This is a genomic window from Cryobacterium sp. LW097 (assembly GCF_002205495.2).
GTDB lineage: Bacteria > Actinomycetota > Actinomycetes > Actinomycetales > Microbacteriaceae > Cryobacterium > Cryobacterium zongtaii.
The window spans coordinates 1-24768 of the sequence record NZ_CP021994.1; the positions used below are offsets into that span (position 1 = coordinate 1).

25 protein-coding genes and 3 pseudogenes are annotated in these 24768 nt (G+C 60.4%); 17 read left to right on the forward strand and 11 right to left on the reverse strand.

What is annotated here, in order from left to right; translation table 11 throughout:
- The first annotated feature begins 67 nt into the window (after positions 1-67).
- The 3 genes from B7495_RS18890 to B7495_RS18895 all read left to right on the forward strand — a co-directional run bounded on the left by B7495_RS18890 (position 68) and on the right by B7495_RS18895 (position 2716).
- Entirely contained in the window at positions 68-997 is a 930-nt protein-coding gene (locus tag B7495_RS18890; RefSeq protein ID WP_151199610.1) for a hypothetical protein, read from the forward strand.
- A 40-nt stretch (positions 998-1037) separates the two neighbouring features.
- On the forward strand, positions 1038-1547 hold the full coding sequence (locus B7495_RS17865) for a hypothetical protein (RefSeq protein WP_088458177.1): 510 nt from the start codon (positions 1038-1040) through the stop codon (positions 1545-1547).
- 893 nt (positions 1548-2440) lie between these two features.
- Complete coding sequence (locus B7495_RS18895; protein ID WP_151199611.1) at positions 2441-2716, forward strand: hypothetical protein; 276 nt, start codon at positions 2441-2443, stop codon at positions 2714-2716.
- Between the two features lie 261 nt (positions 2717-2977).
- On the opposite strand, the pseudogene B7495_RS17870 reads toward B7495_RS18895, so the two are convergent.
- The 4 genes and pseudogenes from B7495_RS17870 to B7495_RS17890 form a co-directional block, all read right to left on the reverse strand.
- Positions 2978-4296 (reverse strand): annotated as a pseudogene (locus tag B7495_RS17870) (DDE-type integrase/transposase/recombinase).
- Positions 4297-4631: 335 nt separating this feature from the next.
- Positions 4632-5024, reverse strand: a complete 393-nt coding sequence (locus B7495_RS17880; protein WP_088458178.1) for a hypothetical protein — start codon at positions 5022-5024, stop codon at positions 4632-4634.
- A gap of 21 nt (positions 5025-5045) precedes the next feature.
- Positions 5046-5171, reverse strand: a complete 126-nt coding sequence (locus B7495_RS19730) for a sigma factor-like helix-turn-helix DNA-binding protein (RefSeq protein WP_121678523.1) — start codon at positions 5169-5171, stop codon at positions 5046-5048.
- Positions 5172-5495: a hypothetical protein gene (locus B7495_RS17890; RefSeq protein ID WP_088458179.1), complete on the reverse strand. Its 324-nt coding sequence runs from the start codon at positions 5493-5495 to the stop codon at positions 5172-5174.
- A gap of 242 nt (positions 5496-5737) precedes the next feature.
- Here B7495_RS17890 and B7495_RS17895 point away from each other — a divergent pair, with 242 nt between their 5' ends.
- Together B7495_RS17895 and B7495_RS19495 are read left to right on the forward strand one after the other, a co-directional pair.
- Positions 5738-6085, forward strand: coding sequence for a DNA/RNA non-specific endonuclease (locus tag B7495_RS17895; RefSeq protein WP_088458180.1), 348 nt, complete (start codon positions 5738-5740; stop codon positions 6083-6085).
- A 113-nt stretch (positions 6086-6198) separates the two neighbouring features.
- The gene (locus B7495_RS19495) at positions 6199-6324 is read left to right on the forward strand and encodes a hypothetical protein (RefSeq protein ID WP_255416815.1); all 126 of its coding nucleotides are present in this window, start codon (positions 6199-6201) and stop codon (positions 6322-6324) included.
- A gap of 1121 nt (positions 6325-7445) precedes the next feature.
- Here the strand turns inward: B7495_RS19495 and B7495_RS17905 are convergent.
- The gene (locus B7495_RS17905) at positions 7446-8159 is read right to left on the reverse strand and encodes a GAF and ANTAR domain-containing protein (RefSeq protein WP_166788940.1); all 714 of its coding nucleotides are present in this window, start codon (positions 8157-8159) and stop codon (positions 7446-7448) included.
- A 990-nt stretch (positions 8160-9149) separates the two neighbouring features.
- On the opposite strand from B7495_RS17905, the gene B7495_RS17910 reads away from it, so the two are divergent.
- The 3 genes from B7495_RS17910 to B7495_RS17915 all read left to right on the forward strand — a co-directional run bounded on the left by B7495_RS17910 (position 9150) and on the right by B7495_RS17915 (position 10634).
- The gene (locus B7495_RS17910; RefSeq protein WP_088458183.1) at positions 9150-9356 is read left to right on the forward strand and encodes an ANTAR domain-containing protein; all 207 of its coding nucleotides are present in this window, start codon (positions 9150-9152) and stop codon (positions 9354-9356) included.
- 484 nt (positions 9357-9840) lie between these two features.
- Positions 9841-9963, forward strand: coding sequence for a hypothetical protein (locus B7495_RS19500; RefSeq protein ID WP_255416816.1), 123 nt, complete (start codon positions 9841-9843; stop codon positions 9961-9963).
- Between the two features lie 95 nt (positions 9964-10058).
- On the forward strand, positions 10059-10634 hold the full coding sequence (locus tag B7495_RS17915; RefSeq protein WP_088458184.1) for a GNAT family N-acetyltransferase: 576 nt from the start codon (positions 10059-10061) through the stop codon (positions 10632-10634).
- Positions 10635-10801: 167 nt separating this feature from the next.
- Here the strand turns inward: B7495_RS17915 and B7495_RS17920 are convergent, their stop codons facing one another.
- Both B7495_RS17920 and B7495_RS19505 read right to left on the reverse strand, forming a co-directional pair.
- On the reverse strand, positions 10802-11611 hold the full coding sequence (locus B7495_RS17920) for a Fic family protein (RefSeq protein ID WP_088458185.1): 810 nt from the start codon (positions 11609-11611) through the stop codon (positions 10802-10804).
- Positions 11604-11801, reverse strand: a complete 198-nt coding sequence (locus B7495_RS19505; protein ID WP_134480608.1) for an antitoxin VbhA family protein — start codon at positions 11799-11801, stop codon at positions 11604-11606. The genes B7495_RS17920 and B7495_RS19505 overlap by 8 nt, the downstream gene beginning before the upstream one ends.
- Before the next feature lie 287 nt (positions 11802-12088).
- Here B7495_RS19505 and B7495_RS17925 point away from each other — a divergent pair, with 287 nt between their 5' ends.
- Positions 12089-12445, forward strand: a complete 357-nt coding sequence (locus tag B7495_RS17925; RefSeq protein ID WP_088458186.1) for a VOC family protein — start codon at positions 12089-12091, stop codon at positions 12443-12445.
- A 481-nt stretch (positions 12446-12926) separates the two neighbouring features.
- A complete protein-coding gene (locus tag B7495_RS17930; RefSeq protein ID WP_088458300.1) occupies positions 12927-13565 on the forward strand; it encodes a Type 1 glutamine amidotransferase-like domain-containing protein in 639 nt (212 codons plus the stop codon).
- Positions 13566-13705: 140 nt separating this feature from the next.
- Here the strand turns inward: B7495_RS17930 and B7495_RS19415 are convergent.
- Positions 13706-13999: pseudogene (locus B7495_RS19415) on the reverse strand (recombinase family protein); the annotation flags it as partial.
- Between the two features lie 520 nt (positions 14000-14519).
- Between B7495_RS19415 and B7495_RS17940 the strand changes: the two are divergent.
- Entirely contained in the window at positions 14520-15113 is a 594-nt protein-coding gene (locus B7495_RS17940; RefSeq protein WP_240632528.1) for a 2'-5' RNA ligase family protein, read from the forward strand.
- Between the two features lie 515 nt (positions 15114-15628).
- On the opposite strand, the gene B7495_RS17945 is transcribed toward B7495_RS17940, so the two are convergent.
- Positions 15629-16000 (reverse strand): hypothetical protein, encoded by a 372-nt coding sequence (locus B7495_RS17945; RefSeq protein ID WP_088458187.1) that lies wholly within the window; start codon positions 15998-16000, stop codon positions 15629-15631.
- Between the two features lie 1819 nt (positions 16001-17819).
- On the opposite strand from B7495_RS17945, the gene B7495_RS17955 reads away from it, so the two are divergent.
- The 3 genes from B7495_RS17955 (at position 17820) to B7495_RS17965 (ending at position 19943) form a co-directional block, all read left to right on the forward strand.
- Positions 17820-18590, forward strand: a complete 771-nt coding sequence (locus B7495_RS17955) for a hypothetical protein (protein ID WP_088458189.1) — start codon at positions 17820-17822, stop codon at positions 18588-18590.
- 260 nt (positions 18591-18850) lie between these two features.
- Positions 18851-19321: a class F sortase gene (locus tag B7495_RS17960; protein WP_198415057.1), complete on the forward strand. Its 471-nt coding sequence runs from the start codon at positions 18851-18853 to the stop codon at positions 19319-19321.
- A gap of 124 nt (positions 19322-19445) precedes the next feature.
- Positions 19446-19943, forward strand: a complete 498-nt coding sequence (locus B7495_RS17965) for a hypothetical protein (RefSeq protein WP_240632529.1) — start codon at positions 19446-19448, stop codon at positions 19941-19943.
- A gap of 222 nt (positions 19944-20165) precedes the next feature.
- Here B7495_RS17965 and B7495_RS17970 read toward each other — a convergent pair whose 3' ends face one another.
- On the reverse strand, positions 20166-20720 hold the full coding sequence (locus B7495_RS17970) for an AAA family ATPase (RefSeq protein ID WP_088458192.1): 555 nt from the start codon (positions 20718-20720) through the stop codon (positions 20166-20168).
- A gap of 202 nt (positions 20721-20922) precedes the next feature.
- Between B7495_RS17970 and B7495_RS17975 the strand changes: the two genes are divergently transcribed.
- The 3 genes and pseudogenes from B7495_RS17975 to B7495_RS17985 all read left to right on the forward strand — a co-directional run bounded on the left by B7495_RS17975 (position 20923) and on the right by B7495_RS17985 (position 24043).
- Positions 20923-21726, forward strand: a complete 804-nt coding sequence (locus B7495_RS17975) for an aminoglycoside 6-adenylyltransferase (protein ID WP_088458193.1) — start codon at positions 20923-20925, stop codon at positions 21724-21726.
- Between the two features lie 211 nt (positions 21727-21937).
- A pseudogene (locus tag B7495_RS17980) lies at positions 21938-23171 on the forward strand (IS256 family transposase).
- Positions 23172-23446: 275 nt separating this feature from the next.
- Positions 23447-24043 carry a recombinase family protein gene (locus B7495_RS17985; protein ID WP_088458194.1) on the forward strand — a complete coding sequence of 199 codons (597 nt, stop codon included), beginning with the start codon at positions 23447-23449 and terminating at the stop codon, positions 24041-24043.
- Positions 24044-24196: 153 nt separating this feature from the next.
- Here the strand turns inward: B7495_RS17985 and B7495_RS19735 are convergent, their stop codons facing one another.
- On the reverse strand, positions 24197-24610 hold the full coding sequence (locus B7495_RS19735; protein WP_088458195.1) for a leucine zipper domain-containing protein: 414 nt from the start codon (positions 24608-24610) through the stop codon (positions 24197-24199).
- Between the last annotated feature and the right edge of the window lie 158 nt (positions 24611-24768).

Below are 24768 nucleotides of genomic sequence, written 5' to 3' on the forward strand. Positions count from 1 at the left end.
GGGGCCCGATGATCGCCGGGTTTTCACGCCCACGTGTGAACGGTCGACGGCTTGTGGAAGGCAACCGATGGGCACCTTCCTGAGCACGTTTCTCGTAGATTCCGCGGAACTTCCGGAGCTACCCGATCGTGTTCGTTCGGCCGGGCCGGTGCCGCTTTCGTCGCCATCGCCTGTCGGCGATCTTGCCGCAGACAGCATCGTAGCGACCAAGTTCATGGCCTCGCTGCTGCACTTTGTCCGCACGGGAGCGCGGGACCCGAAGGACCCCACTTCGTGCATGGTGAAAACGCTGCTGCGGCCCCTGACCGGCTCACCCGGGTCTGCACCGGTTTCCCCGATCAGTGGAGACGGAGCCACACGCTCCATGGACTGTCGGCGGTCTGTTAGCGTAACCATTGTACCGCTGTGTTCACCATGCTTGAGGGAAAGTCATCTTGGCAATCATCAACGAGCCCTATCCGGGCCGGACGACTTTTCTCCGCCTCCGACCCTCGCCATTCTCGCTGCCGGCGGGGCGCTGGCCCTCAGCGGCTGCAGCGGGGGTCGCGGCGCAGATTCCGAGACCACCGACGCACGACTGCTCGACTATTCCGGAATCGCAGCAATGAACGTCGACATGGGTGAATCCATGAGTGGTTTGCGCTTCGGCAGATCAGTCCACCTGACGGTCACACTCGAACCCGGCTACGTCATCGACGACGCGAATGCCCTGGTGGACTGGCTGATTCGAACCGGCTGGTCGGTCAACCACGACAAAATCAACGGCGGCGTCATGATGACCATTCGGGACGCGGAAGGCGTGCCCGTCGCCAGGGACTACTGGCGGACCGCCATGAACCGGTTCGGGCTGCCTGATTCGGCGACGTCCGAGTTCAAAAAGGCCAACTACGAAAAAAGCGGAATCGTCGGTGCACGCGCACAAGAGCTTGAAAAGCTGATCGGTCCCTGGCCGGCGGATATCCCCGAGTTCACCGACGTCCTGATCGTCACGGGGTGAGTTGATGAGAGCACCGAGAATGCAAAAGCATTTCCGCCCAGTGGCACTCGCCACTCTGGCCGTTGTTGGCGCACTGCTCCTAAGCGGCTGCAGCGGAGGTCGCGGCGCCGACGCCGAAACCACCCAGACACGCCTGCTCACCTACCCCGGCATCGCCGCCTCGCGGGTCGTCGTAGGGGACTCGATGAGCGGCTTCACCGTGAGCCGATACGTTTCCCTCTCGGTCACGCTCAAGCCTGGCTTCGTGGTCGGTGACGCCGACGCGCTCGCTGACTGGCTGTTCCGAACCGCTTGGTCGGTCAACGACAAGAAACTCGACGGGGCACTGGTCAGCGTCAGGCGGCGAATGGCGATCCGGTCGCGTGGGACTACTGGCCCCGCTGCCCTGGAACAATTCGGGGCTACCCAGTCGGACGACCCGGCGGCCAGCCGGTCCGATTACGAGGTGACCGGGATCGTCGACGCCACCGCGGGAGGAACTCGAGAGTGTGATCGGGCCCTGGCCGGCGGACATCCCCGAGCCACCGACGACCTGATCGTGACGGGCTGAGACGATGAGTGCACCGAAAATGCAAAGGCGCTCCGGCTACGGAACGCTATTTAGGCCTATGAACGTGGCAGCAGGAAAAGAGACGACGAATCCGTCGTCCGCCTGCTCAGGAGCCCTGGCTACCAGGCGCCACTGTAGTCGCCCCATCCAACGGTCCCCGGCCAGCTAGCCAGGCCATGACTAATTGCCGCTCACGGGAAGTGCCGATCCGGTCGGGCCGCGGTGGCGAGCAACACTCACGGTTGCTAACGTTCGTGGACGGATCTCAGTATCGCCACCGCCTTGGGCTTGGTTTTCACCTCCCTGCCTGCGCTGTCGTATGGCGCAGCAAAGAATCATCAAAGCACTCGTACCGCAACCCCCTCGACGCTTCATCCGTTTGACCGTCTCCGCCGCGCCCATCGCCTTATGGGCGCGACGGTCCCCCGTGCCCGGTCAAGGTTCCTCCTACGGACTCATTCTTGAATCGTCTGACCTTGTCCAACACCGAGCACAGCGTCGAGGATCTTCGCCGTCACGGGGTCGACCAGGTCGGCCGTGACAACGTAGCTGGTTTCGAGTGGTCTGCTCGTTCGCATGGCCGAGCAGTCGAGATGCTCTCGTGATACCGGCGGCCCGCTCGATGAGCGTTGCAGCGGTGCGTCGGTAGATATACGTGGTGTACTCCTCGACATCGACTCCCAGTTTGACTAGGGTTTACGCGCTCGTCGGCAATGAACGAACAGAGCAAACGCTCGTAATTGCTGACGCTCAGTGTACGGCCGGACTAGGTGGCGAACAGTGACGCCTCGGGGTCAGGTTCGGCGAGGGCCAGTCGGCGGCGAACGGCCGCTGCGGCCATCGATGGGGAGCGATGCTGCGCCGTTTCGGGAGCGCTTCGGAGAGTCTTTGCGATGGATCCCTTCCGCCTTCGTGCTGACAATGGTTCCGTTGACGATGAGGGTCGGAGGCAGGGTCGTCATGTACACGTCGCAGCGACGCAGGCCGAGGCATTCTCCGATCCTTATCGAGGTGCCCAACATGATTTCCATGCCGTCGATCAAGATCCGGTAGTTGGGCCGCGGACCATCCTCCCGCGTGATTCTCCACTGCTGCATGAGTTGCGGATGCTGGCGATTTGCACCGTGGTGAGTGTCGACTCCTTCTTCAGCGTTGTCGGCAAGCGCTGAACGTCGCGCACAGGATTAGCACCCATCGCGTGGTCGCGCACGGCGTAGCCACAGATGAGACTCAACACCGCGCGCGCGTGACGTGCCTTCGAGATCGATTCCTCCTCCAGAATTTCTTGGACAATGCGGTCGCAGCGCCCGACGGTGAGTCGGTCAAGCTGGACTCCCCCGCACCGCGGCAGGATAACCAGTCGCGCTGTCGTCTCATACGATTCATAGGTCGAGTCGGAATTTGTCAAGGTGAATGAGGCCAGCGTGAGTTTAGGCGGCTAGTTTCGGTTCGGCCTCCGCGACTGCGAGTTCGGCGGGTTGGTTGATCCAGGCTGGTCCGGGCAGGGCGAGGATCTTTGGTGTGGCGCTGTTGCTGAAGCGTTCTGGGTTTGCGCGCGGGCTTTGGCTAGGACCTTGGCGCGTTCGATGGTGCGGCCCGCGGCAAGTCCGTAGTGAACGTCGGCGGGAGTGTTCAAGCCGATGCCGGTGTGGTGGTGGGTGTGGTTGTAGTCCTCGACGAAACGGCTCATGAACAGGCGTGCTTCGCCGAGGGTGCCAAAGCGTTCCGGGAACACCGACGCGAACTTCAACGTCTTGAACCACGCCTCGGAGTACGGGTTGTCGTTGCTGACCCGAGGCCGCGAATGCGACTTCGTGACCTCCAGATCGGAGAGCAAAGCGGCCACGGTCTTCGATGTCATCGACGTGCCCCGGTCCGCGTGAACGACGTGCAGAACGCCGTGGATACCGAAGGTCTCCTTCATCATCTCCAGCGCAAGCTCACCTGATTCTGAGGCGTGAACGTAGGCGCCGACGATGTAGCGGGAGTAAATATCGATCATCACGTAGCAGTCGAAGTAGCGGCCCTTGACGGGCCAGGCGGCGGCGTCCCTTGACGAGCTTGTTCGCGGCCAACACCCGGTAAATCGTGGAGATCGACGCCAATACACGCCCTGATCCAGCAGTCGGGCATAGATCTGGATCGGCGCCAGATCGACCAACTCGGGCGACGTGACCAACGTCAAGATCTGGGCCCGCTCAGTCGCGCTGAGCTTGTTCACCGGCACCACGACTACGCGTCGAGTCGGGGTTTGCACGAGTGTTCGTGTCGCGGTCGCCCGGGAAACTCCGGTCAGGCGCGCTGCGGTGCGGGTCGGAATGGTCGCGGCGGTGAGGTCGCGGTAGACGGCCATCAGGATTTCGCGTGCGGGGGTTCGTCCCGCGAGCTCTTGGACAACTGCTCCAAGAGCTCGTGTGCTTTTCCCATGATCGTCAGCGCCACTTCCGTGGTCGCTAACCGCTGCTCAGCCTGCGACAGCTGCCGGCGCAGCTTGGCGATCTCGGCTTGCTCTGCGCTCACCGGCCGATCTTCTCGCCGGGCTGTTTGCCTCGAGGACTCCCGCGTCGCGCAGCTTTCGCCACTCGGTGATCTGCGAGGAATAGATGCCCTGCTCCCGCAAATACGCGCTGCCCTCGTTGCGGGTGATGGCGTCGCCATACGCGGCCAAATGCTCAAGCTTCTGCGCCGGCGTGTACGACCGGCGGGGCGTGGGACCACCGGACCTGGGGCCGGGACTGCTGTTACTCATGGAACTATCGTCGCGCACGACGATCACGATGGGCTGGACATGATCGGGGACTTCCTGGTTCTCGCCCTACATCAAACGGCGAACTTGCTCTGAGCTGCTGGCCTCACCTAACCCTGACACGTAGGGGTGCCGCTCCGGTCGCGAGCTGGTAGACGTACTGCTGCGGGCGCATGACCCTTTGGCCGTCGCCTTCCTTGGTCCAGAATCGGCCGTAGCCGTCATCGGCTATTGCGCCGGTCCAGATCCAGCAGTCATCGGTGGCGGGGCATTTGACGACGTGGGACCAGAACCGTTCGGGCTCTGTAGCTTTCAGTTCTCCCCGTCATGGCCTGGGTCTAAGCCGTCTCTTTCACTTCATCGAACCAACACACGACGCCATTCGCAGCTTGGGCCTTGCCGACCAGGTCGGCCGTCTCCGAGGCGGAGGCCGCCGCAATTTTGAGAAGAAGCGTTACCTGCTCGCTGGCACCGGCGACCGTAGCGGGAACACCGTAGAGACTGTGTCCGTCTGTGCCATTGCAATGGGTGCCCTCGACTGTATCCCTGTGCCAGGTCGCCAAGTGTGTGTAAACCTGAGCAAGCGACTGCTGTGCGACTTGAAGGACTCCCAGCAGCTCGTACGAATCAGAGGGGCGCGGCACGGTTCGCGTGGCATGTGCAAGCGACCGGGCGACCTCGGCCAGCTCATCCGCAATCTCGATCTGTGAGCCGTCTTCGTTAGCTGACATTGAGTCTCCTGGTCGATAGTTCTAATGGGTGATCTGGTGCACGCGCTGATATGAGACGCCAAGCACTTCGCCGATATCGCGGATCGTGTAGCCGTCCGTCTCTTGGCGGCGCGCGACAGCGCGCCGGAGCCGCCCGCGGAACAGTATTTATCCGGACACAGAGGTATCCGTTCCTCGGGCTAGGCGCTCTGTCTGAGCGTGATACTTGGCATGGCGCTCCGCTGTTTCAATGATGATCGACCAAGGCGAGCCGTCACGCCTCGATAACATCGCCGCGTTTTGCCAGACGTATAGCCACAGGCCGCACATGGCCTCGTCGACCGCGGCCGGGGACTTCAGGTAGTGATTGCAGATCGCAAACGTCGGAACACTCAACTGATCGTAAATCAGGCCGAACGCAGCCTGACTGCCCGAAGCCATACTCAGCATCAGCTTCTGTTGATCGGATACCCCGGTCAATGGCGTCACCACACTATTCCGCTTCGAACGCCCACATTGCACATCACTGCGCTACACAGAGAACCTCCGCTGCTGGAATGCGTCGGCTCACGGCAGCCGAGAAGCAAAAGGTTGTGACCGGTCGATCTACACCCGACGCCGGTTGAGGTGCCAGGCCCGTAGCACGCGCCGCCGGCCCGTTCCGGCCCCACTCTTGCCGTAAAACCACGCCCTTTAGAGGGACGTGACCCGACTGCAGCTGAATTACCGTCGACATGAACGCTGCAGTATTTCCTCCTGCTGGATACAAAACCGAATTCCCCCAGTTTCCCCTGACGCTGCCGGTATTTACCGACGGTGCACCGATGCGTGCACTGCCCTGCACACAACTCACCGTACTCCTGGGCCCATTGAGAGCCCTTCCGATCGAGACTGACGTCAACATCAACGGCGATCAGCTCGTCGATGTCGACCAGAGCAACAACTGGCATCTCGATTCAGGTATCCCGGCCGACGAACAGACTGGCGAGGCCACCTATGCCAGCGACGACCTCGACCGCAACCATCTCGTCCGTCGCCAGGACCCGGTCTGGGGCGGCGCCGCAAACAACCAGGCAAGCTAGGGCCGACACCTTCGCCTACACGAAAGCCGCCCCGCAATCCGGTCATTCAACCAGTCGAAATCGGCGGCAATCCCCCGCCACTTGAACCCTCCCGGAGGCTCCAGAGGCCCACCATGAATATCGCCAGCCTCACCGGACTCGACCTGGCCGATCTGTCCAATCTGTCCGAAGCGGACGCCTGGGAGCAAGTTGCGAACGCTCAATACTCAAAACGAGGCGGCAAGCTAGGCGCGCCGTGACCGTCGAGAACTGCGCACCGCTGATGGAGCGCAGCCAGGATTTGACAGAGCGTCGCGTCAGGGTGTCAGCTATGGGCAAGCGCGGGTTTGAGTAAGAAGACACTCGCGTGCAGGAGCGCTCATGAAGCTACACAGCCACGTCGTCCTAAGCCACGTCGCCCAATGACCATCATTGCCACTCCGCGCCAGGTTTTTGACCTGGTCGACTCTTTGCTTTCGGACACGTGGCCCGTTCTTGACCAGGACGCCGTTGCTCTCCTCGAGAGGCACTCCTGCGACGTGCTCCTCGCGCATCGGAACCGGGAGCGCGCGGTTCGGGTAGGGCGTTGGCACTGCCCCGAGCTGGACGTGTGGGGTGCGTGGACGGCATGTCCCCCGCACGGGATCGGGCTCAGCGTTTACCTCCTAGATACCACCGCAACGGGCCCAACTATCTCGCCAGGCTACGGCGCCCTCATCAACGAGTTCACCACTCGGCTGGGAGCACCGGAGATCATCGACCGCAATCCCCGCAGCCCGCACACGATGTGGAGTCGAAACCACCTCGCCGTAAGCGTGGACTCATACGCCCAAGAACAACAGTGCCCCCAAATCAAACTATCCATCCAACCAGTTGCAACAGCCCTCCCCCACGAAGTCAACAACGCACCCCACCACCTCGATAACCACCACAGCCACGGCAATTGAAGGCTCGGGATGGATTCGACCCCAGCCAGTGGACATCTACCGGGGTGCCTATTTCCGTGGAAGCCGCTCAGGCCCGGGTACGCCGCCGTTAGCTCTCTTTTACATTGGGGCTGCGGCATCAGCTTTCATCTGGGTGCCCTAGATAGAAGATTCTCTGCAGGCTGGAGTCGTCGGCCGTGGGCTGGCGGCTACAGCTCGGTAGGGTATCGGCCTGCCAGCCGGACAAGCCCAGTGTCCTGTGGGATGTGCACCTCGACGTAGATAACGAAGTCGCAGCCCGACGCATTACTCTCAGTCCATGCCACGACCCGCTCCGGCGTCGCCTTCAAGTCCGCGACAAGAACGTTGCCGACCGACGTGCCGGCCGCAAGGCAAGCAACCCTGGACTTTTAGTTCAGGCGAGGGCGCTCAAGCGAACCTTTCAATCGTTCCATCTATAACGAGAGCCCGTGATGCACGACACCATCAGCGATGTCATGCAGCTTCGAACTGCTGGCGCGCGCGTAGGTGCGGAGCAAGGAGAAGGCTGCATCAATGGACACCCCGTGGCGCTGCGCCAAAACACCTTTAGCTTGCTCGATGAGTATCCTGCTCTTCAGCGCTTGCTGTAATTGACCGTTCACCGTGCCTTGATTGCGGATGGTTTGCTGCTGGACGAGGCTGATCGTCGCCACTTGAGCCAAGGCCAACGCCAACGCTGCGTCCTGGTCGCTGAACGGTTCGCGGGCGGAACTAAAGAGGTCAAGGCTCCCGAAAGTGTGACCGCGCAGGCGCAAGGGGAAAACATGCGCGGCATCGAATCCCTGCGACAGGGCAATCGCAACAAACTGAGGCCACCGTCCGGATTCTTCGGAGAGATCAGAAACCTCTACAGGTTCCCCGGAAGCGAAGCAGTCCAGACATGGGCCTTGATTGTAACCAAGCTGAGCCTCTTCGACCTCGCTCGTACGCTCGTTCGAAGACGCCACAACGTGAAGAACACCACCGCTATCGGCTAAGAGAATTCCGGCGTCTGTCGCCGGCGTGAATTCGGTGCTGGCCTGGACGAGGATGTCCATGGTGTCGACGACGTCGCGGCCCGCACATACTGAGTCAGCGAGGAGCACAAAAACGTCTGCAAGATCAACTTCGCGTTGTGAAGACGCCATGCATCCAGAGAGTATAGTGCGATCACGCCGGCCGTAAAGGGGTTGCGCTCCACAGCCAAAGGCCCTATGTGGATCATCGAACTGTGCTGCTGGTTCAGACTGGCTCATCGAGCTGAGCAGTCCCGTTCGTCAGCCCAGCGATCCACGACTGAACAGCCGCAGTCCCCACCAGCACGCCCCTGTCCTCACCGAGCCCGTTCACGGGCAACCCGTTGAGGGTCCTATCTGACCGGTATCAGAACTCAATCGCTAGACGATCGTGCAACAGCCTTGAGCGATCCAAGAGACGTCGACGGTCCGTGATCTGCAGCGATCATCCCTATCGACGTCACTTCTTTCGGCGTACTTCCCGCGCCTCACCGTTAGAATCCGGTCTTCGGGCTTGCCGGATGTACAGGTCAGGTCTAGCTAACCACTACGTTCACGGATGCTGCCGAAGACCACGGATGCAACTGCACTGACACGGTCCCGCCCAAGAAGCGGTACGAGAAATGGTCACCTGCCAGTCGATTAACGGTCGTGTTCTGCTAGTCACTTTCGATGACGGCGCAGCACTCAGAGCCAGCGAAGGGGCCTTCACTTCAGGCGGTTCAGAGGACCAACGCTCTGTCACCTACGGGAATCGTTGGCTGGTTGTTGGATCGAACGAGTCCGATGTCACGGATCTTGCCGAGACGCTGGAATAAGGCCGTGACCAAGGAGTAAGTAGTAGGCGATGCCCCTCCCCGGCGGGGCATTCTCCGTCATGCCTGTCCGATAGGGGATCGTTCCGCGGCCACTGCCCCGTGCCTTACGCTGTGGGCCGGCGTGCGCTATTTCAACCCCGATGTTCTGCCGGTGGCAGGCTGAGCGCAGGACGAGCGGGCGCGGTTCTAACAGGACCGTCATGCCTTCCTGGTGATACTTCGCGCTTTCCTTGACCTCTCTTCGGGTGCCGTCCGAGACTAGGGTCGGGCCTTACAACCGAGTGGGGCAGAAAGCAGACACACCGTGACCGATGAGGCCCAAGAACAGTTCAAAAACTCTCCCAGTTGGGATAACCCTCAGGTGCATCAAGCGACCGGCGTTATCGTGGCGCAAACCAGCGCCTCCCCCAACGAGGCGCTAGGCCTCCTGATCGGGTATGCGGAATCGACGGATGCCTCTGTAGATCAAGTAGCGGCCGATATCCTCGCCTACAAGATCACGTTCACTTAAGCCCTCAACCGCCGATCTGCGGCCACCACAGGTAGGTGCTCTCTGCTTTCACCCCAGCGAGGAAGCCTCCGGGCAACTAAGGGCGCTATGCTCTCTCGAGCTCATCGGCCGCTGCCCGAAAAGCCTGAGCGAGGTTTCTGTGCTCGCCTTCCCCGGAAAGCTGAATCGTAAATTCTCTAGCCGAGTCGAACTCTCGGATCTCCTCACCCAACCAAATATTTCCTCCTCCCACGTCGAAACGCACCGAAGAACTCCCTGAGTTCCCATTCAGTGCGGAATTCCGGGTCACAACCACATCCAACTCCGCAAACCCAGGAAAACTGAACTGTGTTGTTCGGGGATAGTCATTACTCATGGAGAAAGCATGGCATCTTCAAACCATGCTCATAGGGCGGACCGCCTAACGGCCGCTCCGCCATGCCCCCGCGTGAGCAACGCCTGCACAGACCTACAGGTCGCCCTATCCGCCCGACAGACAATAGCCGTGCACAATCGTGACGAACGTCAGTCAGCGTTGCGGCTCATCGTCGCTCTCGCCGTCCTCGTCGTGTCGGGGTGGCTCATAATCGTCAGTGGTGCCTTGGGGTACTTCCTTGACGCCGGCTAGCCTCATCCACGAAGGCTCAGAGGAGTGACTGAAACGCCCGATAGGGGATGGGGCACCGGCCACGTTGACAGTGACGGGCGTGGCAGTATCAGGGCATGAGTGACGTGCCCCTTGCCCTTCCCGTTCTCTCCGGTGAGCGTGTCCGACTTCGCGAATGGCGCAAGTCCGACGTCGCTATCGTTCAAGAGGCGTCCCATGATCCCCTCATCCCGGTACTGACTACCGTCCCGGATACGGCAGGTGAACCCGAAGCGTTGGCTTTCATCGAGCGTCAGCACGACCGGCTTCGCGCGCGGGCCGGCTATGTCTTCGCAATCGCGGACCAAGACGACCGCGCGGTTGGGCACATCGGCCTCTTTTTCCGTGCTGGCGCGGGCGCACGTGCCAGCGTAGGTTATTGGATCGGGCCCTCCCAGCGTCGCCTGGGATACGCTGCGGATGCCCTCGCCACCCTGACGGCATGGGCGATTCAACTCGATGAATTCGATCGGGTGGAGCTGTACGTCGAGCCATGGAATGAAGGTTCCTGGCGAGCAGCGGAGCGTGCCGGATACGCACGTGAGGGTCTTCTGCGTGCATGGGAACGAGTAAATGGCCACCCTCGGGACATGTACATATACGCAAGGCTCACTGACCACGCCCGCAGTGCCGCTGATCTGTCGTCTCGATAGCCGATCAACTGGCGGACACTCCCGCAGCCCTCGCCCCGTTACGGACGTTCGCCTGGCGCTGCGCCACGGCGTCCGCCGCACGCACTTTGCGCGATTTGAACTCGCACTCGGACTCCCACGGGCGCTACCTTCTGACCACCGCCGACTTCTCAGTGACGTCTACAAGATCACTCGCGTTCCGTACCTGCTTGTCGCCTGCTCAGATCATCCCGGTCGTGTCGGTTCGCGTCTGTCGGCCTCCTCGTAGTGCTGGCGGCAGGTGGCGTGATTCCAGCACGTTTGAAGGCAGCAAGATATGGTGCGGTTGAGTCCCGGGCTCGGGAACGTAGAGCGTCCACGGTGCGCTGCAGTTCCACTTTCTTGTCGGTAGCTGGCTCGCTGACAGGCTGAATGATCGTGGTAAACATCAATCGCAGCCCTGTGAGATCCTGTTTCTCCATCGCGTCACGGGAGGCCCGATCATTGACCGCGCCCGTCACGTTGCGCCAGTCCATTTCGTAGCCGGCTTCCCGCGCCACCTGGGTCCACATAATGCGTTGGGTGCGCCCGTTGCCCTCGCGGAACGGGTGGAGGTAGTTCACTTGGTCATAGTGGTGGGCGAGTTTGTCGACGAATTTCTCTCGATCCAAGCCGCGCAAATAGTTATCGTCGGCGAGTTCTTGGAATGCGAACATGGCCCCCGTCTGCAGGCGGGATACCGGCATGAAGAATTCCGCGGTTGCGTCGCTGCCCTTCCGTATGTCGACCGTGCGCAGCTGGCCGGCCCAGTCGTAGACGTCCTGGAACAAGCGCTGATGAATCAACTGCAGGTGCCGCAGATCCGCCGTTACTTTCACCGGGCGCTCTACAAGCTCAACCGTGCGCGCAAGTCCGTAATCGGCCTCTGCCGCGTTGAGTACCGATTGAGAGGTAGCGCCGATGCGGTTTCGCAGCAGCCCTGTCGCGGGGTCTATATAAGGATCGGCGAAATCAGCCAACGTTGTGGCGAGTGCCGATACGAGCGATCAGCTCGTCAACATCGATCGACCCGCGCGCGTAATCGTCGGCATCTGCTCGAGTAGCTGCGGTGACCGTCAGCCCCTCCATGGCGGCACTGTGCACGGCATCCTCAACTGCGCGCTCACGTAGAGCATGTGCAACTGTTCTGCCGGTAGTCGACGTGCTCACGAGTACCTCCCTGGTAGCGCGTCAAGTCTACCAAATATGGCCGAGACCCGCTGATTTACTGGTAACCATCACCCTGATCGTCGTCTCGTACCTGTCACAGATCGTCGCCGCGATGACCGACGCCGGACTGACGGGACCTGCGGCGGATAGCGACTCGCCCATCGAAAGGAAGCCGACACCGGACGAATCGGATTCTCGCGCTCAATAGGGGACGTTGACGCACGCCAGCGTCGTAGGTGTGTGTGATGCTCGGCACAACTTGCATCGCCTCCATGGAAGGACTTGGCATGACAGCTCCGAACCTCTTTTTGATCTACGTCTCTGACGTGGAACGCGCAACGGTGTTCTACTCCGAACTTTTTAACATCGAGCCAGTGACGGTGACACCCCGATATGTCCCGTTTCAGGTAGCACCGGGCGTGTTGTTTGCGCTGTGGAGCGGTCGTGGCGAGACCGTGACGAGGCAGACACCGCGCAGTTCGGAATTGGGGCTGATGGTCTCGGTCGACGTTGACGACGTATTTGCGGAATGGAGCGCGAAGGGGGTGACAGTCATCGAGGAGCCCCACGACGACGTCTTCGGGCGGACTTTCGTGGTCACAGACCCGGACGGGAATCTGATACGCGTTTCCCCCGTTGACTGACCGGCTTAAAGGTCCGTTTGGGGATGCCGGTCGGTGGATTGCTGGCGCGTTGATACACGCGCGTAGCCGATCAGTTACGTCACGATGCTCCTGGGTGTCTCATAACTAACAGTTAGTGTCGCAATTTAAGCAGGAGGTTACGCGACGTAGTTATGAGACTCGCCGAGCCCCATAATTCCGCCAGTGTTGATGGGGCCTAAATGACGCTCGTGAGACGTCTCATATCCCTAGGGTTACGAGACAGTAAGACGACGAGCTCGTGCGCATGGCGCCCCGTCATCGGGCTTAATGTCGGGACAGTCAAACGAGTACCGTCACAATTTGGGAGTGTCGGAAGCGCCAGCCTCCGCGCGAGTACCCGTTGGAGGTCCGGCCCACGTGACTTTGAAGTCGTCTCAATGCGATCCTAGAAAATGATCCCCACGTGTGCGGCGATCCATCTGGCGCAGAGCCTGTCAGTGGCTCCGCCTACAGTGATGACATGAAGCTTCTCCTACTTTCCCGATTTCTCGGCGCTGTTCCAGATTTCCTCAGCACATTGAAATCAGACTCTCTCTCGGACATCCGTATCGCTTATATCAATGACGCAGCCAAGCCGCTCGGTGATGCTCCATTTGTTGAGCGGGAACGTCTTCAGCTTCAAAGTTTGGGATACACGCTCGTCCCGCTGACGATCGGAGACGGTACCGCTGCTGATTTTTCTGCCGCACTTGATACCGTCGATGCGGTCTATGTAGCCGGTGGTATGGCTGATTGTCTGATGGCCATTCTGCGCAGCACAGGCACTGACGAAGTCCTGATCGAGCGGGTCCGCGCAGGGCTGCCTTACATCGGAGCCAGCGCCGGCGCTATAATTACAGGGAAAAGCATTGATACAGCGATTGCACTCGACGGCCACACGGACGGAACGTCCTTGGATGATCTCAGCGGTCTCGGACTCGTGGATGCGGTGATTCTGCCTCATGCTGATGGTCAGCTGCCGCCGTACCCGCCGGAGGTAATCGCTGAGGTGGCTCGTCGGCTGGACGGAATGCTCGGACTGACGATGCTGCCGGATGACGCCGCCCTGCTTGTAGAAAACAAGGATGTGCGTATGGTTGCCTCTCCCGCCACTGCGTAGTCCTTTGTCCTATACAGCACCGTTTTCCTGCTGCTCACAGGGATGCTGGAGGGACAATGACCTTAATCAGCCCTGCCACAGTGAGCGTTCCCGTTGTAGGGCGAGAGTGCCCGGCAACGGGAACGGTAAAGAGCGGTTGTTCAGCGTCCGGTTCCGAGCTGTCGCTGGACAGTCCGATACACAGTCAAGCGAGCGACGTTGAACAGCTCGGCAATCTCTGCTGTCGAGTGAGTACCGGCGTTGTGCACCTCCACGAGAAGTTTCTGTTGAGTGTTCGACAGCTTCGGTTGTTTCCCACGGAGTCGCCCTTACGCTTTCGCGACTTGCATGCCTTCGCGCGTTCGGGCACGAATCAGATCGGATTCGAACTCGGCAACCATGGCGAGCACGTTAAACAGGAGTCGTCCGACAGGATCATTGGGGTCGTGGACGGATTTGCTGTGCAGTCTTCCGCTCACACCGCAAGCCTCCCACAGCGACGCACACGCCGGCACCGAGCCGAGCCGGACAGCCGCGGAGCCCTGTGGATCAAAACCACGCCCCGCCCAGCTGACGAGGAAAAAAGTGGATGGCCGTTGCATTGGCCGCGGCTGGGCGTCTCGAAACCCAAGCGTCTCGTATCCCATGGGACACGAGACGCAGGAAGTCGCCTGTTGACGTGACTAGAGCCACGTGACTTGTCGCGCATCTGGACCTGTCTCGCATCCGTAGGGTTACGAGACATTTCACGCCTCGTTTATTGCGCCTCGCGCATCGTCGTCTTAGGTACTCGGTTGCGCGAGTTTCCGTACTCGACTGCAGCCGCTCATCCCGTTCCTCCCGCCCTCTTCCACTCATGGCTAATTAGCAACTGCAACGCTCACTCCGTCCTTGTCACGGAAGGCAGATGTTCGACGGCGGAACGATAGCATGAGCCATCTATTCGATCGGGGGAGCACGATGCAAGACGGCTTCATGACTGACCCCACGCTGTTGGGTTCTCTAGACGGTCAGCAGTATCTCGTACTCCGACCCGCTAGCCACGTCGCCACGTTCTACGCGGCAGAGCAAGCGACGATGCGCAAATCACTTCCGAGTTCGATCACTCACCCGAATACGGGACACGTCACGCTGCGGGGGTTCTATGAGCCAAGCAGGGTGCACGAACTCAAGAGCACCCTGGAGGCATGGGCGAAGCGACAGGAACCGATTGAGGTGCGCGTCGATCGAGTCGACGGCTTCCCTACTCCGTTTCAGGTGCTCATCGCCCGGCTGCAACGGTCTGATTCCCTCATCGATGCCTACTCGAGCCTCACAACCAGGCTGGACGACGCCGACTTCTGCCGCATTGGCGAGCTCCCGCTCGAAGAATGGGTGTTCCACCTCTCACTCATCTACTGCAACAGCCTCAGCGAGGCCGATTGGAGGAAGACACACACCGAGAACCAGCGAAAGGTGGAGGATCACCCACACGAGATACTGACCCAAGCGGAGTTCGTCTGGTACGAGAATGGCGTCGAGCGCGCGGAGGTTCTGCCGTTCGGCGGCCCCGCCCCGCAAACATTCTGAGGAGGGGCCGCCGCACCCTCATCCTTCGAGCAAGGGTCATCGGGCCCTCGTCAAAAACAACGTCTCACGTTGGCTACTTCCCGTCTCAAGTTCCAAGCCGTGCCCGCCCGTCCAACGCGGCCGGGAAGTCTCAGCCGACGCAATCGACAGTTCCGCCTCTTGGGCCACACCTTCAAAGCACCACTGCTACCCGTACGACAAGCCGTTCTCGCTCTGGCTCACGGGGAGGACTGAGCGGCGAGCTTGATGTCCGTCTCCCCGTGAGGAGACCCGGGCACGGCCAGATCTAACCCCACCGCGCACCGTCAGGTGTGTGAGGCGTCTCGCAATCAAGCTGCCTCGTATCCCACGGGATACGAGACACACCAGATCGCTCCTGTGCACGCCATGAGCAGCAGGTGACTTGTCTCGTATCCAGACCAGTCTCGCATCCGTAGGGTTTCGAGACGGATTTTGATGGTTGCGACCGTACGCCTCGACGCTCACAGCTTTTGGCTGTCTCGCGATCGGTCAGCTCACGTCCTACCGTCTAAGCGCCGGTCGCGGCGCGCCATCATCCAGACGCCGTAGAACCCGGCAAAGACCAGGAGTGCGAACAGGGAGCTCATTCCCACAGATGCCCAAAAAGGGTAGAGCGCGCTTGCGAATGGGTTGTCCTCGGTCTCGCAGAAGATCTGTGTGGGGAAGGTTGACCGGTTGATGTGTGTGAGGTGACCGGCTGTGAGCCCAATGCACTGCGAGTAGACATCTTCAGAACTCGGAAATGTCAAGATGTACGGCCAGAGGGCAACTGCGACAAAACCCCCTCCGGTAAGCGCTGCGCCCACCCGTACAGCGTCGGGTCCATCGAGGACACGCCTGCGCCTCTTGATTTCGTGGTCAGTCACTCGTGCATCCTAGTCGCGGCCTTCACGATCGGAGCGTGGGTGAGACGTCGCATATCCCTAGGGATACGAGACACTGCACGGTGTGAATGGCGCCGGCTTGCATGTGCCACCCGGTGTATAGGATCAAGGCCACAATGAATCTTTCGTCCGTATCCCGCAAGCGTTTAGCCCAGAGGAGCGTAGATGCCCGAACACCCGGGAAACGACCAAGACGCAGCCAAGCTTTCATCCTTGGAGAAGGCCCAACGCATAGTTCAATCGTTAACAGGCGCTCTCTCCATAGTGCTCCTGTATACGATGACGTTTCCGATTCCTATGGCCGTCAACTGTGTCGTCCTCGTAGGTCTGGTCTGGGCGAGCCTTGTCCTAGATCGTCGCATTAGGGTACGTGGAGGCAAGGGCGGCAATTACGTCTGATCGGTGTGGTTGGTCTCGCAATCAAGGTGCCTCATATCCCATCGGTTGCGAGACGTAGGTGCGGCCGCATATGCCGCCGACGACGGAACAAGGGAGTGCCCAGCCGTGCGTGGCGAGAACCCAGATCGTGAGCAACTAGGCGTTCGTCTATCAGGCGGGCGCGTCCTTTCATCTCGGGCGACCGTTCAGAGACACTGTGACGAGCTGTCCCCGAGACCGAGGATACGAAAATGGTCCTACGTGTGTTTCGACACGGCGGCCCTGCTCGTTCAGGTCTCGCTGCACCGAGAATGATGCCTCGCTTACCTAGTGGTTCGAGGAGTCCTTCGTTTGGTATTCGATCTCGCGCAGGATCGCCCCTTCGTACTCTCCCGAGCGAACATGAAAGTGACTTCGGGGATGAAAGGGGCGAGCACCCAGCCAACGAACTCCTGCGTGACTGTCCGCCTCAAGAATTGCCGTCTCGGCGGAGCCAATCTCTTGGACGTCTCAATTTCCCACCCAACACCCTTTCACACGACGGTGGAAGGTGACATCGTCAGAGCTACGGACCAAATGTGTCCGCAGCTTGAGTTCCCGCAAACCGCACAAAAGGCGACTGGGACCCGACCGGGTTGAAGGTCGTCGGTGGACCACCTGTCACCCCGCAGTGCCTTAAGGAACGCCACACGATGCTCGACTGAAAGGTCCATCTGAAGGGGCGCGCACATCATGTCGAGCGTGTCAGGTGGCGCTGCGCCGTCATCTAAGTTCAGCGACACCAGGAGCCGATCAAGTAGCACACCGTTTATGGCGATTTGACTCGCCGGCACGGTGGTTGCCCTCCTCCGCGACAAGGCCTCCACTGTTGTGTGGACAAAGCTCAAGGAGTCCTCGCCAGTCATACCGTACACACTATGCCCCCTCCGAATGAGCCCGGGGACGGCCACCACACACCACACACCCCAGAGCGCAGGTTCCGGATCCTCAACCGGAGTAGCAGCCTGACAGACGGACGTCATGGAAGGGTCGGGTGTCTCCTAACCCAACTGCCTCACAAGCCATGGGATACGAGACGTCGGGAGATCGCCTTTTCAGGCGACGCGCGGCGGGGGACGTGTCTCGTATCCGGACATGCCTCGCATCCTTAGGGTTTCAAGACAGCAGGCGTCGAGGAGTGTCCGAGAGTTGCGACGGTTCGCGGACGGTCCGTTGATGGATTCAAACCATGCAACTGACTTCATTGCCGCCGAATCAGCGAAAGGAGCTGTGCATGCAGGGCTTGCAGACTAGCGGGTCGGCTGACGAACGCCCAGTAGCTCTTGACAAAGAGGCTGTTCGCGCAAAGGATCAGCGGCAGAATACCCGTTCATTTTTTCACTCCGAGTATGTTTTCGAAACTACCTCCTAGTAAGGGATTTTGATGAATAAGAAAGCAGCACTTTTGTTTGTGCCAGCGTTGGCTTTGGGCGTGGCCGTATTGACGAGTGGCCCCGCCGTTGCGGCCACAGGCGACGCGTCCTACCAGGGAACGCTCGATTCGATTAACGGAAGTAATGGCAGCGGTACGATTTCCATCCAGGTTTCCGGTGACCAAGCAACGGTTACCGAGACCGTCAGCGGACTGGCCGAGACCTTCGACGGTAAGCCGTATCCGCACGTGCAGCACATCCACATCGGAGCGCAGGGGGTATGCCCTACCACGGCAGCTGACACCGACGGAGATGGTGTGATCAGCACGACCGAAGGTCAACCGTCCTACGGAGAGATTGGTACGACGTTGTCCACCAGCGGTGACACGAGTCCGGCGGCCGGAACTGATCTGACGGTTGCCGGGATGGGTGCAAGCTTCACTTACAACCGCACCTTCACGTTGGATGCTGCCACCGCGGCTTCACTAGAGGCAGGCACGGCAGTCGTGGTGGTCCACGGTCTCGACCCGGCCACGTTGTCTCAAGCAGCACAGGACGCGCCAAGCGATTTGGTTCCGAGTCTGCCCCTGGCGGCTACGTCACCGGCTTTGTGCGGCGCCCTGAGTGCGTCGCAATCGAATATGCCTAATGGTGGCGTGGAAACCGGCGGTGGCAGCACTTCAAGCGGTGCTGACATTGGCCTTCTCGCCCTCGGTGCCGGGTTCCTGACCGCGGCAGGTGGCGCGCTTGTGGTTCGTCGACGTCTCGCCGCACGCGGCTGAGATCGGTTCGATCCCCGGTGACTATTCCGGCTGAAAAGCGTCGTCGCGGTAGCCGTCTGGCTACCGCGGCGGCGGTTCTGTGCGTCGCCGTCGGCTGCACGGCGACCGGTTTCGCCCTATGGGGCAACCCCCCTCCTCCACGACCACCAGCCTCGGCTGCCGTGGCGCCCCCCGCTCAGAAGCCCGTCTCCGTTACGCCCTCACCGGAGCCCATCCCCGTGCCACCGGCTCCGCAGGTTGACCCGGTTGTTGGCCCGATCATGACCGCCTCCGAGCCCACCCAGATCAACATCCCCGCAATTGACGTGGACTCTGTCCTGATGCAATTGGGACTGAATCCGGACGGCACGGTGCAGACGCCGTCGTTGGACGAAGCTTCTCCTGCCGGCTGGTACACCGGTTCGCCCACCCCCGGCACGATCGGACCCTCGATCATCTTGGGTCACGTCGACTCCAGAGTGCAGGGGCGCGCGGTGTTCTACCGACTCGGCGATATGCGTCCCGGCGATGAGATTTTGGTTACACGAGCCGATGCAACAGTGGCTGTATTCGTGGTCGATGGAGTGGAAGAATATCCGAAGGATAGCTTTCCGCAGTTCGCCGTTTACGGCAACACCGACCACGCGGGACTACGGCTGATCACCTGCGGTGGCGAGTTCAACGAAACCACTCGTACGTACCCAGACAACGTAGTTGTCTACGCCAGCTTGGTGTCCGACCATGCGGCGTAGCAGAACGAAGACGCGTATCGATAGAAGCGACTGGCTGCTGCTTGCGATCGTGGTGGCCTCCACAGCTTTGCTAGCTGGCTGCGCCGCTACCTCCTCCGGTGCCGAGAACGCAATGGCACCCGGAATGTCAATGCCAGGCACCTCGGCCTCCCCGATTCCGCAGTCGAGCTCGGCAGGCAGCGCGGCGGCAGTGCCGTCCGCAGCATCACAGATGATTTGTGGCACCGAAACACGCGACAACATCACACGTGCGCTGGCCCTCGCCGAACCGCCACACTCCGTCGACAGCTGGATCAATCGTCAATACACCTGCATTTACCATCTGACTGATGGAGAATTCGTGATCTCGGTGCAGGAATCCTCGGACGCAGCGTCTGCCCGTAGCTACTTCGACACGATGCAAGGAAACCTTGCCTCAGTCCAACCCATTGAAGGACTCGCGAATCTCGGATTCCCCGCGTACGAAACCGCAGACGGCGTGGTCGTCTTCCTCAAAGACAACATGACATTACAAGTTGACGCCAGAAAGCTGACGGATATGATCGGGCCGCATGGCATAACCCGCACCGCATTCTCCTATGAAATAGCTACTACCATCCTCGCCTGCTGGACCGAACACTAATCCGGCCGCGTTGCATCAGCCCCGCGCGATGTGGCCGCGGCCAATGGCACCACTACGGTGTCCAGCGCACGCAGCGGGTTCGCCCCGTTCGACTTTCATCCTCGTCGTCCATAGGGATGTGACTCTTAACCCTTGTGCCTCATATCCCATGGGTTGCGCGACGCCGAATACACCTCGTTTAGGGGATGGCGACGTCGATACTCGAGTTACGCAGTCGAGTCGTTAGTCGATATGAAGGCTACGGGCCTCACGCATCGGCAAGTTCAGCATCCGTCTAATGGTGACAGCCAATTGGGGCACATCCACGGCGCTCGTGGTGTCCACCTGCAGTGTCGGAAAATCTGAAATCGGATGCGCCACCCTCACCATGCGTTCCCATTCATCAAGCCGAGCCATGTCGGTGTGAACTCTGTGCCGGGTGCGTTCTATATATCGAGATCGTGCAAGCTCCCGAGGCACCTCGCACCACAGTTCGATTCCCTGCTCAACCTGAGACGCTCGCAAGCCACGCTTGAAAAACTCTTCATCCCTACCGGTCGCCCAGAATGATTCGACAAGTGTTGGGCCATCGATCATCCCGACCATTGACCACATTGCATCCGCAGCTAGGGCCCCAATTCGTTGTGTAGGCATGTCTACTGTGACGAGGTCTGCAAGTGCCTCTTTTATTGCGTCCCTGGAAATGACCGAGAAACCTAGTTCCGGGCCCAGGGCCTTCGCAAGTGTCGATTTGCCGGCCCCCGGAATACCGTTCACAAACACCGCGACTTGGCCCATACGACCAGACTATCGACGCTAATCGCTGTCCAAGCCGTCACGCGATGTCTCATAATCCCGCTGCACCGTATCCCATGCGTTACGAGACGGCGGCTCTCATCACTAATCGAACGAAGCAATCCAAGAACGCATCGTGAGAGCTCTCGGCGTGTTTGCTTGATCCCAGATTCCGAGGCCATCATCCGGATGAAATAATCCGATTATGGATTCCACACTGGCGGACGTGCCGGCTCGGCTCAGGCCAACACTTCGAACGCTGCTGACAAGTAGTGCCGATGACGAACGCATCCGATCAGTCTGGCTAGAAGGCTCGCTTGCACGGGGAATAGCAGATGACTGGAGCGATCTAGATCTCCACCTGGCAGTGCTGGACCCGGAGAGCTTCGCCGCCACTGGCTGGCTGGAGTCCCAAATGCACCTGGTGCTCTCGGACGCTATCCCGGGTGTGACGGGAGCCTTCATCTGCCTCACTTCCGACTGGATTCATATCGACCTGAATGTTCACTCCTCGCAAAGTGAATTCCCGCTCGGTGCAACGCGCCGCGTTCTCCTTGACCGCGACAACCAGGTCCAGAGCGCGGAACTCGCACCGAGCAGCCCCGGTCAGCCGTTCTTTCCCGCACAGGACGTCCAGATCTTCCTGTATTTCCTCGGCCAGTCTGTCGCGTCGGTTTGGCGGGGCGATCTCATCGCCCAATCGCAGGCCACCTCGATGCTCCGCGACCGCCTCCTAATCAACTTGCTGCTCGCCGAGAACGGGATTAGAAGCGACATGATCAGTAAGCGAATTGGCGGCCATCTGAGCGTCGAACAAATGCACTGCCTGACGTCCATTCCGGCCTTTGGGCTCAGCGAGCTCAGCCTCAGAAATGCGCAACAGTGCATTGCAAGCGCATATCTAGGCAGGGCCCGCAAGCTGTCCGAGACGTGCGAAGCACCATGGCCGACAGAGCTTGAACAAGCCACCAAAGAGCTTTTGAATCGCGAACTACAAATGACTTGGTGACCCCAGGTCCCCGCCTCTGACGAAACTCAAACAGTGTTCGGACGCGATTGGGTATCTTCTCGCGGGCAACCCGGCGCCTCGGCGCCCAGCTCGGTTACGTCCCAGTAAGTGGTGTGGTTTCCGGCTCTTGTGCGTTGCTTCGTCAACGTAAAGAGCCACCGTGGGATGGTCAGTGCGTACCGATCAAAGAACTCACAAAGGACACCACACGATGGCTCTAGACCAGTCTGCCCTGCTCGACCTGCTGGGAGAACTCAAACTCACCGACGTCACCGACCGAATCCGCGTCGCAACCGAAACCCTCTACCAAGAACTCATCGATGCCGAAGCGAGCGCGTTCATCGGCGCCGCCCCGTTCGAGCGCTCCAGCGACCGCACCACCCACCGCAACGGGACGCGGTCTCGCACCCTCAGCACCACCGCCGCTGAAGATCCCGAAGCTGCGCGCCGGCTCGTTCTTCCCGGCCCTGCTGGAGCGGTGCCGGCGGGTGGACCAGGCGTTGTTCGCGGTCGTGATGGAGGCCTACGTCCACGGTGTCTCGACCCGGAAAGTCGACGACCTGGTCAAGGCGCTCGGCGCTGACACCGGGATCTCCAAGTCGGAGGTATCCCGGATCTGCGCGGGACTGGACGCCGAGGTGGCCGAGTTTCGTGACCGCACCCTCGCCGCCCAGGACTTCCCCTACGTGTTCCTTGACGCGACCTACTGCAAGGCCCGGGTCGGGCACCGGATCGTGTCCCAGGCGATCGTCGTCGCGGTCGGCGTGGCCGCCGACGGCCGCCGGGAAGTGCTTGGCTTCGACGTTGGTAACAGCGAGAATGAGGGCTTCTGGACCAGCTTCTTGCGGTCGTTGAAGACCCGCGGCCTCGACGGGGTCAAGCTCGTCATGTCTGACGCTCACACCGGGCTGAAGAAGGCCATCGGGACCGTGTTCCAGGGCGCCGGCTGGCAACGCTGCCGGGTGCACTTCATGCGCAACGTTTTGGCCGTGGTGCCGAAGGGATCGCAGGAGATGGTCGCCTCGATCATCCGCACCATCTTCGCCCAACCCGACCGGGAGCACATCGAGAAGCAGTTCCGCGAGGTCACCACGATGCTCGGCCGCTCGCACCCGAAGGTCGCGACGATGCTCGTCGACGCGCAACCCGACCTGCTCGCCTTCGCCGCGTTCCCCAGGCGGCACTGGCGCCAGATCTGGTCCACCAACCCGTTGGAACGCGTGAACAAAGAGATCAAACGACGCACCGACATCGTCGGCGTGTTCCCCAACGCCGCGGCCCTGCTGCGCCTGGCCGGGTCGGTCTTGATCGAGCAGCACGACGAGTGGGAAGCCGGCGAAAGACGCTACTTCTCCGAAGCATCCATGCTCGAGCTGGCCGTCATGAACAACCCCATCGAGATCATCGACGGGGCGGTGATCCTCCCAGAACTCGCCGCCGCCTAAGCTGGAACAACTGACCCGCACGGTGTTGAGAAACTCCACCACTCAGCGGGACGTGACCCTGGATACGAGACGGCGCAACAGAACTAGTGACTCGCATGATCCGATTTGTGCACCATGTGGCGACGTGCAGACGAATGTGAAGATTCGTGCAGACGAGTACGAGAAACCACATCACTCCCCCGCAATTTCGTGGCGCCCGAGCGTCTCGGAAAGTCGTCTCACCGATGTTTGTGTCTCACGACTCTGGATAGGGCTTTTCGAGGCAGAATGAGCGTATGAGATTGCTTGGCTACACCCGCATCAGCACTTCGAGCCAGGACGCTCAACTCCAGCACGATGCGCTGGTCGCCGACGGGGTGCAAAAGCGCGACGTGTTCGCCGACATTACGTCCGGGAGTAAGACCGTGATCAAGCGGCCGGGGATGAGGAAGCTGCTCGAGCATGCCGAGCCAGGCGACACTGTCGTGGTGTGGCGGGTAGACCGCCTGGGACGCTCTTTGATTGATGTTCTGAACACAGTCACTCTGCTGCGGGAGCTCGGCGTGAATGTGCGCTCCATCTCGGACGGCATCGACCCGGCCACCACCACCGGCCGGCTCATGCTGAACATGCTGGCCACCCTCGCCGAATACGAACGCGAACTCATCGTGGAACGCGTCACCGCGGGCATCGCGGCAGCCCGCCAATCGGGCACCCGCTTCGGCCGGCCGCTCTCAGACCCGGTCGTGATCGCCGATAAACTCGCGATTGCAACCGACGCCCGGGCGAAAGGGCGCACCGCTGAAGACGCAGCTCGCCTCGTGGGTTGGAGCCGAGCAACTCTTTACCGCCATCAGCAGGCCCTCACTACCAGCGAAATCGCCGCAAGTTAGCGAAATTGTGCACGAGGGCGATCGCCCCAGGGCCAAGCGCCCCCGCCAAGCCGGTCGTAACTGCCGAACCCGCGGAAGCAACAGTTGAACCCACTGACAAAGCGCCACTTACGTGTAGTGATTCGGTAACAACCGACGCCGCAGTCGTCGCCCTCACGGGCATCGTTCCGTCTCGTCGCCTCTTAGGGCTGGCTCCGCATATTGAATGTGGTCGAATCCGTTTCGTTTGAGAACACGCGCGATTGTGGACACCGCTGGCAGCGGCCACGAACGTGACGAGTCGGCGTACTCCATTTCGGTTCTGATCGCCCGAGCACCTAACCAAGGATTCTCCTCACGGATGCGGACTATCTCCATTTCGATCTCCTCCGGAATGCGCGCTGGCGTGCTGTGCGGTCGAGTCGAACGACGTTTCAAGCCCTTCATTCCTTCAGTCTCGAAGCGTCGGTGATAGACGTAATAGGTCTGTCGGGATATCCCGAATCGCGTGCAAATCGAAGACAGAGTCCCCTCGTGCCGCTCAACTGCGCCGAAGACGGACAGCCAAAATTCTGAATCATCGAGCATGAAAACGTTCCCCCCAAGGACACGTCAGCGATGTCCCAAGCACGCTTGTCAGCGTTCAGCGGAGCACGATTGTCGGCAATCTGTTCGGCCAAACCAAGGTTTTTGAGGCAACCGCAAGAGTCGGTTTCGTTGGCAAATATCCACATACGTTGTGGCTT